This window comes from Cupriavidus basilensis, assembly GCF_029335485.1.
Classification (GTDB): domain Bacteria; phylum Pseudomonadota; class Gammaproteobacteria; order Burkholderiales; family Burkholderiaceae; genus Cupriavidus; species Cupriavidus basilensis_E.
The window spans coordinates 1-8,667 of record NZ_JARJLM010000662.1 but is presented as its reverse complement, the minus strand read 5'-3'; the positions used below and the strand labels follow the sequence as shown (position 1 = coordinate 8,667).

Below are 8,667 nucleotides of genomic sequence, written 5' to 3'. Positions count from 1 at the left end.
TGAACTTGGTCACCAGGTAGCCATCGAAGGTCTCCTGGCCGCCTTCGCTGCCGATGCCGGAATCCTTGATGCCGCCGAACGGCGTCTCGGCCAGCGCCATGCCGAAATGGTTGATATTGACCATGCCGGCTTCCAGGCCGTTGGACACCAGCGTCGCGGTCTTCAGCGAGTTGGTGAACACGTAGGAGGCCAGGCCGAAGGGCAGGCTGTTGGCGCGGCGCAGCACTTCCTCGGCATCCTTGAAGCGCGTCACCGGCGCCACCGGACCGAAGGGTTCGTCGACCATCAGCTTGGCGTCGTCGGGCAGGTCGGTGACCACGGTGGGCGCGAAGAAGAAGCCCTTGTCGCCGATGCGCGATCCACCTGCCACCACCTTGCCGCCGCGATGGCTGGCGTCGTCCAGGAACTGCTCCATCGAGGCGATACGGCGCTCATGGGCGAGCGGACCCATCTGGGTGCCGTCTTCCAGGCCGTCGCCGACCTTGATCGAGCCGATCACTTCGGTAAAGCGCGCCAGGAATTTGTCGTAGGCTTTTTCCTGCACGTAGAAGCGCGTGGGCGACACGCATACCTGGCCGGCGTTGCGCAGCTTGAAGCGCGCCAGCATCTCGGCCGCCGGCTCGATGTCGGCGTCGTCGAACACCAGCACCGGCGAGTGGCCGCCCAGCTCCATGGTCACGCGCTTCATGTGCGCGCCGGCCAGCGCCGCCAGCTGCTTGCCCACCGGCACCGAACCGGTGAACGAAATCTTGCGCACGATCGGCGATTCGATCAGGTAGGTGGAGATTTCTCCCGGCACGCCCCACACGATGTTCAGCACGCCCGGAGGCAGGCCTGCATCGTGGAACAACTGGGCCAGCGCCACCACCGCGCTGGGCGAGTCTTCGGGACCCTTCAGGATCAGCGTGCAGCCGGCGCCGACCGCCGACACGATCTTGCGGATGGCCTGGTTGAAGGGGAAGTTCCACGGCGTGAAGGCGGCGCACACGCCGATCGGCTCGCGCACCACGATCTGGCGCACATTGGGCTGGCGCGGCGGGATGACGCGGCCGTAGATGCGGCGGCATTCCTCGGCGTGCCACTCGGCGTGTTCGGCGCAGATCATGACTTCGCCGATGGCTTCGGCCAGCGGCTTGCCCTGGTCCAGCGTGATATTGCGGCCGATGTCCTTGGCGCGCTCGCGGGTCAGTTCCGCCACGCGGCGCAGGATCCTGGAGCGCTCCAGCGGCGAGGTCTTCTTCCAGCTTTCAAAGGCGCGCTGCGCCGCGGCCAGGGCACGGTCGAGGTCGGCGCGGCTGGCGTGCGGCAACTTGCCCAGCAGTTCCTGGGTAGAAGGGTTGATGACGTCCTGCTCGCGCCGGTCCCCTCCCTTGACGAATTCCCCGTCGATGTAGAGGGCGAGATCCTGGTACATGCCTTTCTCCTGGTGAGTGTAGCCTGCGGCATGCCGTGCAGGCTGCGCCGCCGAGGAAATGCTGGCCCGGCGCGAATGGACTTGGCCAAAAGGCGTTCCGCCCGCGTGAGCGATGCTGGTGAAACGGCAAGCTTAACGCGTCGGCCGGATTTTTGCACGGACAGGCGGGATCTGCATTCCATAAGATGGAATGGTGGTTTTGCTCTGTGTAAATCGATCCATTCGGCGGCGAGACGGGAAAACATCGCAACGCAAACAGCCGCTATCCGGCGCGCAGGGCATGACAGCGCGAATGCCGCGCGACATGTCCTTGCTGGCGGCGCAACGGTCGCAGCCGCCCATCGCCAGCGCGCGACCGATGCTCAGCGCGGCTGGGCCGCACGCCACTTGCGCAGCCTGGCGCGCGCGTTCTCGTAGGGCGAAGAGGTATTGAACTGGATCATCCGGCCCAGCGTGTACTTGCCGTACCACGGCTGGCCGTAAAGCGATGCGTCGTCGTGCGCTTTCACGAGAGCCACGATCCTGGCATTGGCGCCGGCCAGCCTGGCCAGCAGTTCCGGGTAGGGCAGGCCGGCGTAGTCCGCATAGAACTTCTGCGCCAGCTTGCCCAGTTCATTCCATTTGAATCCGGTTTCCGGGAAGTCGACTTCCAGTCCTTGCGCGTGCCGGGAAGTCCAGCGCAATACCAGGGCGTTCCAGCCGATCAGGTAGGAAACCAGCTCGCACACGCTCATGTGCGTTCCCTTGGCATGGCCTTCCAGGGTCCGCTCCGATGCCAGCGCGGCCGGCACGGTGTCGAGCTCCGCCGTGAGCCTGGCGTAGTTGTGCTGGATCGCGGTCAGCAGTTGTTCCCGATTGGTAGGAATGGTCATATGGGGACTCACGTCGATAGCGCATCATAGCGGAGGCGCCCTGGCCGGGCCAGGCCGGCAGTTGCCGTGAACCGGCGATGCGACGGTACCAGGGTTCAAGTCACCAGGACAAAGGGGGGTGCGTTGCCCGACGCCGACAACACTTGCGCCACCGAAGTGCAGGTGAGTCGCAACACGATAAACATAATAACGGTTATGATTTAACAATTGTATTGCTTGCTCGTTGCAGCACTGGGAGCGTTTCATCATGCAGGGACCATTGCCACCACTGTCGAGCCCGCCTTGGCTCGCCGGGCCGGGTGCGCGGGGATTGTCGTCCTCGGCCGGCCCGCTGTCCGATTTTCGGTATCTATTGTTGCTGCAAGCCGTTGCGGCGTTTTGCCATCCGGTCGGCGCACGGCGCTGGTGGCTCAAGCGCATCAAGCTGGTCGGCAGGTCCATGTTCCGCCGAATGGCGGTGCGGTCGTGGCTGCGCTCGGTGGCATCGTGCGGCCTGCTGCGACGTGTCGCGGCGGCGCGGCCGGTGATGCTGGAGCGCCCCTTCCGGCCGCTGGCCCGGCTCGGGCTGGGGTTCGATGAGCGCATGCGCATCGTGCTGGAGCACTACCGCATCATGCATGCCAGGCTGCCGGTCTCCGTCAGCGAGCGAATCTGCCTGTCGGGCGGGTTCGGCTGGCAATTGCCCGGTACGCCGTACGTCCTGCGACTGGCCGACTCCGGTCCCAACCCCAAGGAGGGCGAGCTGGCCTTCTACTGGCTGGATCAAGCGCGCGGCGCCTGCCTGGCGCAACTGAGCTTCTACCTGGCGCAGGGCGAGGAGGGCATCGAACTGTTCGTCGGCGGCCTGCAGGGGCCGGCGGCCGAGGCCAGCCGCGCCTGGATCCGCGAGGCCACGCGCGCCTGCGACGGACTGCGGCCGAAGGATGCGGTGAAGAACGCGCTGCTGGCGCTGGGTGTCGCGCTGGGCGTGACGCGCGTCGTCGCTGTCTCGCGCATGAATCATGTCGGCCGCCAGCGCCGCACACCGCGCACCATCCTCGCCGACTACGAGAGCTTCTGGGCAGAGGCCGGCGGGGAGGGGTTACCCTGCGGCAACGTGGAGGTGCCCGTGGCGCAGCCGCGGCGGGACTTGATGTCGCTGCCGTCGAAGAAGCGCGCCGCCTACCGGCGCAAGCTGCAGCACATCGACGCCATCGAGGCTGTGGTGCGCGGCTGGCTGTGTCCCTGAGCGCAATGGCGAGCGGACCGGTTCCAGTCCAGGCCTAGCCAGGCAGCGTTCTGGCTCACCCGCCTGCTCCGCATGCCGGCCTCCGCTACATGCAGGCAGCTACTTGGGTGTTCTATCCCCCCTTCTTGCAGCCCCAGTCTGCCGCCCACCGACACACACCATGAATTCCGTTTGCCGAAGAATCCTGCTGATCGCGGGTTGCCTTATGGCCTTCCCGGTCCTGGCACTGGCAGCCCCGGAACTCCATCGGACAAGCAGGTCTGATGGCAGCACGATTCACTGGTACCTCGACAGGCCGCCGGGAGCGACAAAGACCGGGTTGATTGTGCTGGCACAAGGATCGGGATGTCTATCCGTGGCACACAACGCCAACCTCTCGGCAACGAGATCGGCCTTCGCTGGCGTTACAGCGATCACAGTCGAAAAGTATGGCGTCACACCTGGCGACCGACCGCGCAACGAACATGGTGACTGTTCCCGCGAATTCCGCGAGCATCACACTGTCGCGCAACGCGTAGCCGACTATCAGCAGATCATCTCCACCTTGCATGCCGCGCCATGGTGGAACGGCAACCTGGTTCTCTTTGGGTGCTCGGAAGGCGGACTTGTCGTCGGCATCCTCGCTGAGCGAGTGAAGGCGAGGACTACCGTTCTTCTCTCGGCGAGAAAGCTAACCAAGACAACAAGCCAGGGGCACTGTCCATGCCGGTGTCCTGCATGACAAAGCGATCATTCAACCATGAGGGTGCACCTTGCCGTCGAAAATCACTGTAAACGGCGAATCCTTCAACGGTCCGAACGGGGAGATCACCGCCACCAGGATGACACTCTCGTGGTTGCACGCCCACGCTGTCGAAGTCTTCCTCGGCGCATTCTGCACCGTGTTGATTGCCCTTGCCGCGCTCTATCTCGCCGGCGTCCTGAAAGCCCGCGTGCCAGCGACGCGCATGTGGCGGACAACCGCCGCCTACGCTGCGGCGCCCCTTCTCGCCACAGTCGGCCTGGCGCTTGCGGCGACAACGCCCTGGGCAAGCGCGCTTCTGCTGCCGATCTACGTCGAAGTAGCCGTGGTCGTGTTGCTGACCCGTGTGTTGGCATGCGGCATTGCCTTGCTATTCAAGCCGGCAGTCTTGCTGGATCATGCCCTCCGATTCGTTTCACTGGTGACTGGAGTTGTCGTAGCCATACAGTCACTGCAGCCTCCACGGGAGTTGATGCAGCCGATATCGGCCCTCGAGTTGAACATTGGCGCCTCGAAGATCAGCGCCGAAGGCCTTCTTAACGGTGCTACCTTTGGGGTCATCGTATTCATTGTCGCGCTGTCCATCTCCAAGGCTGCAGAGAAGAGCCTGCTCCGGAGCCAATCGCTTCCCCACAATCTTCTGCTAGCGCTGGCCAACATCAGCCGAACTGTCATCTGGTGCGTGGCGATCGGACTGACGCTGATTGCCATCGGCATCGACGTAACGACGATGGCAGCCTTCGGGGGCGCCCTCGGTATCGGCCTCGGCTTGGGACTGAAGAGGCTCGCCTCGAGCTACGTCAGCGGCCTTATCATCCTGTTCGAGCAGTCCATTCGCATAGGAGACACGATATCCACCGGCGCCATCAAAGGGCGGGTCACCCGACTGAACGCACGGTACACCATGATCCGCTCCAGCGACGGCGCTGAAGCGGTCATACCGAACGATGTCCTGACCTCCACCTCAATCGTCAACGAAACCTGGTCGGATCGCCAGGTGAGACTCGAAGCATCCGTTCTCATCCAGCCGGATGGTGATGTGGCAAGTGCAAAAGCCTGCATTTACGACGCGCTCGTAGCCCAGCAGAGGATACTGCCCGAGCCGGCCCCCTGTGTCTATGTCGCGGCCATCGAGCGCGGCGGCATACGTCTGGAGGCCCACTTCTGGATCGGAGATCCAGACAATGGCAAGCTCAACGTCATCTCGGACGTCAATGACTTCATCCTGGATCGCCTCCGGCAAAAGGGGATTGCTTTGTCGCATGGCGTTGACGCAATGTGCCTGCGGTCTTCATCAAGCATCAGCCGCCCTTGTCACTAAGGGTATGAGCGCGTCCCTGCCGGATCGGATGACGGCGCGAGGGATACGTTCCTACCGTTCTCTTGGTCCCTGAGTTGGGGTAATTCGTACTTCGGCATCGTGGTGGGGCCGGAGGCCAGGCGCTTCTGATGCCTTCGCGTAAACACTAGCTCCCCCGAAAACATAATAACCATTATGATGTTTTTAAGAAATCCGATCCATCCACGACCATCTCAGGAGGACATCTTGAGTCCAGCACCACGGTTTGCCCGCGTTGGCCATGTCAGCCTCGCCTATGAAGCGCTGGGATCCTCCACGGCACCGCCCGTAGTGCTGATCCACGGACTCGGCCAGCAACTGACGGGCTGGCCCGACACCCTGGTGGCCGCCTTGGTGCATGCGGGCTACCAGGTGATCCGGTTTGACAATCGCGACATAGGCCAGTCAAGCCGGCTGAGCGGCAAGCCCCGTCTGGCATGGCTCTACCTGCGAGCCCAATTCGGCCTCGGAGGCCGCGCACCTTACAGGCTGGATGACATGGCCCACGACACGGTGAGCCTGATCGACCAGCTTGGTCTTGGGCCAGTGCATCTGGTGGGCGCATCCATGGGCGGAATGATCGCCCAGATCGTCGCGGCACGCTTCCCGGCTGCGGTTCGCTCGCTGACCTCCATCATGTCGAGCTCCGGAGACCCTCGCCTGCCCAAGGCCAGGAAGGATGTGTGGAAGCTGATCCTCAATCCGCCGCGAGATCCCTCGTTGGAAGAGGAGATCGCGTACACCGTCCGCACCTGGGAACGGATAGCCAGTCCAGGCTATCCGACCGCGCGCGGCGTGTGGCTCGAGCGCGCAAAGCACGACCTCGAGCGCAACGCACCTGCCGCGCACGGGACCGAAAGGCAGTTCGCCGCCATCCTGGCCTCGGGCTCGCGGGTTCCATTGCTGGGCCTGATCGACACGCCGACGCTGGTGGTACACGGCGCGCAAGACCCGCTCGTGCCCGTCGCGGCCGGACACAGCACCGCCCGGCACATACGGGGGGCAAGCTTTGAATGCATCGAAGGCATGGGCCATGACTTCCCCGAGGCGCTGATGCCAAGGATATCAAGGCGCATGGTCAGGCATTTCCTTGAGGCCGACAGTGCATCGCGTGCATTCGCCTCGCAATACGGATGCGTGCATCAAGCAACCAGGGACTCGTTACGCTCATCAATCGGAGAACCAGCATGAAGGTATTGGCACTTGGAGGCTGCGGCCTCATGGGCCGGCATTTTGTGGAGACCGCGATCCTGCTCAATGCCTTCACCCGGCTTACCGTGGCCGACAGGAATGCCGTTGCCGCGCACCAGTACGTGGCGGGGCTGGCGCATCCGGCCATCGACGCCCTGGCCGTGGATGCCCGTGACCGCGCGGCCTTGACGGATATCCTTCGATGCTACGACGTCGTGGTGTCGACCATAGGCCCGTATTATCTCTTCGGCACAATGGTCTTGGAATGCGCAATCGATGCGGGTTGCCACTACATAGACATCTGTGACGATCCGGAGCCAACCCTGGCCATGCTGGACTTGCATCCCAAGGCAAGGGCCGCAGGCGTCACCGCTATCGTCGGCATGGGCGCGAGCCCTGGGGTGGCGAACCTGCTGGCCAGCTCGGCGATCCGCAACATGGAGGCACCGCATCGTGTGGTCACCACCTGGGGGAGCGTCTCACGCGCCCAGGAGGAGGCCAACGCGGATACCGATCTGGGCGCGGCGCTCGAACATTGGATCGAACAGCTCACGGGGAGCATTCCGGTGTTCATGGCCGGGCGTATCGCTACCGGGACGCCGCTGGCGGAGGTCGTGCTGCACGTGCCTGGCGTGGGCGCAGTCAAGGCCCATACCGTGGGCCACCCTGAGCCTGTCACGTTGCCGGGCACGTTCCCATCCATCCGCGAAGGTGTCAACGCGATGGTGCTCTCGCATGGGCTGGTCGGTGTGCTGAAAATCGTGCAGGCGCGCGTCGACAAGCACGGGCAGACCGTTGAGCAGGCGGCCAAGGTGCTGCGCGGCATCGTGCTCAAGAAGGACATATCCGGGCTGTCTTTCGGAGAGTCCATGCTTTTGCTTAAGAGCTCGCTCAAGGAATCGATCTTCGGCCGACGCTATATCCCTGCGGAAATGTCAGCGATTGTCGAGGGGAAGCGCCAGGGCCAACGCCATGTATGCAGTGCCTGGCTGAACGGGGAAATCCCCGGCGGCATGGGCCCCAACACTTGCATCCCGACAGCCATTGCGCTGCGCATGCTGGCCGAGCAGCGAATTGAGAAAACGGGAGTCTATGCCCCCGAGGCAGTGATTCATGCCGAGGCTTTTTTTTCCCTTTTGCAGCCATTCGTCCGGATACGCGACGCCAGCCAGCCCATCGTGGTCCTTCGGGAGGCGTTGTTGAAATAGCCGTCCTGACCAAGGCGCCGCAGTCTCCCTATTGCAAGCTCTGGAGAAGATATGCACCCGGTTCAATCGCAAGATTCAGTGCTCCGCCCTGCCTGCCGCGGGATTCGCATCAGGCCTGCCGCCCTCGCCTTGGCGGCGTGCCTTTGGGCTCAGGCGACGGCGGCGCAGACAGCGTCGGCGGCGACGGGATTCGAGGGCTTGTGGCATACCGAAGACAAGTCGGTCATCGAACTGAAGCCTTGCCCCAAGGCCGGCCAGTTATGCGGCTACATCGCGTGGTCCAGGGAGGGCGGCACGGATCAGGCTAATCCCAATGCGGGACTCCGGAATCGCTCCATCTGTGGCCTGCTGATTCTCGAGTTGCATCAGTTCGACGGAACGATGTGGAAGGACGGCTGGGTCTACGACCCCGAAGAGGGCAAAACCTACAAGGCCGCGCTCCGCAAGCGGGACGGCAAGCTCTTCCTGCGCGGTTTCGTGGGCGCGGAAGTCTTTGGCGAGACCGAGACCTGGACCGCCGCGGCCGGCTCGGAACAGACCTGCAGACCTTGAGGAGTTGCCTTGAACCCTCGCATCCCCATTCTCTTGCTCACGCTCGCTGGCGCAGGAACGGCGGTTCCGGCCCGGTCCCAGTCCAGCATTGACGCCGCCGCACCGGACAGTCCCGCGTTCA

7 protein-coding genes are annotated in these 8,667 nt (G+C 63.6%); 5 read left to right on the top strand and 2 right to left on the bottom strand.

The features are described from left to right. The coding region (locus P3W85_RS40835; RefSeq protein WP_276269000.1) for an NAD-dependent succinate-semialdehyde dehydrogenase at positions 1–1,414 on the bottom strand (1,414 nt) is incomplete at its 3' end. Between the two features lie 362 nt (positions 1,415–1,776). Next, positions 1,777–2,286 (bottom strand): ClbS/DfsB family four-helix bundle protein, encoded by a 510-nt coding sequence (locus P3W85_RS40830; RefSeq protein WP_017227507.1) that lies wholly within the window; start codon positions 2,284–2,286, stop codon positions 1,777–1,779. 355 nt (positions 2,287–2,641) lie between these two features. Here P3W85_RS40830 and P3W85_RS40825 point away from each other — a divergent pair, with 355 nt between their 5' ends. The 5 genes from P3W85_RS40825 (at position 2,642) to P3W85_RS40805 (ending at position 8,546) form a co-directional block, all read left to right on the top strand. Continuing rightward, entirely contained in the window at positions 2,642–3,514 is an 873-nt protein-coding gene (locus P3W85_RS40825; RefSeq protein WP_276268999.1) for a DUF535 family protein, read from the top strand. 752 nt (positions 3,515–4,266) lie between these two features. Further along, the gene (locus P3W85_RS40820; protein WP_017227505.1) at positions 4,267–5,577 is read left to right on the top strand and encodes a mechanosensitive ion channel family protein; all 1,311 of its coding nucleotides are present in this window, start codon (positions 4,267–4,269) and stop codon (positions 5,575–5,577) included. Between the two features lie 225 nt (positions 5,578–5,802). Next, positions 5,803–6,786 (top strand): alpha/beta fold hydrolase, encoded by a 984-nt coding sequence (locus P3W85_RS40815; RefSeq protein WP_276268998.1) that lies wholly within the window; start codon positions 5,803–5,805, stop codon positions 6,784–6,786. Continuing rightward, entirely contained in the window at positions 6,783–7,994 is a 1,212-nt protein-coding gene (locus P3W85_RS40810) for a saccharopine dehydrogenase family protein (RefSeq protein WP_276268997.1), read from the top strand. The genes P3W85_RS40815 and P3W85_RS40810 overlap by 4 nt, the downstream gene beginning before the upstream one ends. A gap of 51 nt (positions 7,995–8,045) precedes the next feature. Next, positions 8,046–8,546 carry a DUF2147 domain-containing protein gene (locus P3W85_RS40805; RefSeq protein ID WP_276268996.1) on the top strand — a complete coding sequence of 167 codons (501 nt, stop codon included), beginning with the start codon at positions 8,046–8,048 and terminating at the stop codon, positions 8,544–8,546. The last annotated feature ends 121 nt before the right edge of the window (positions 8,547–8,667 follow it).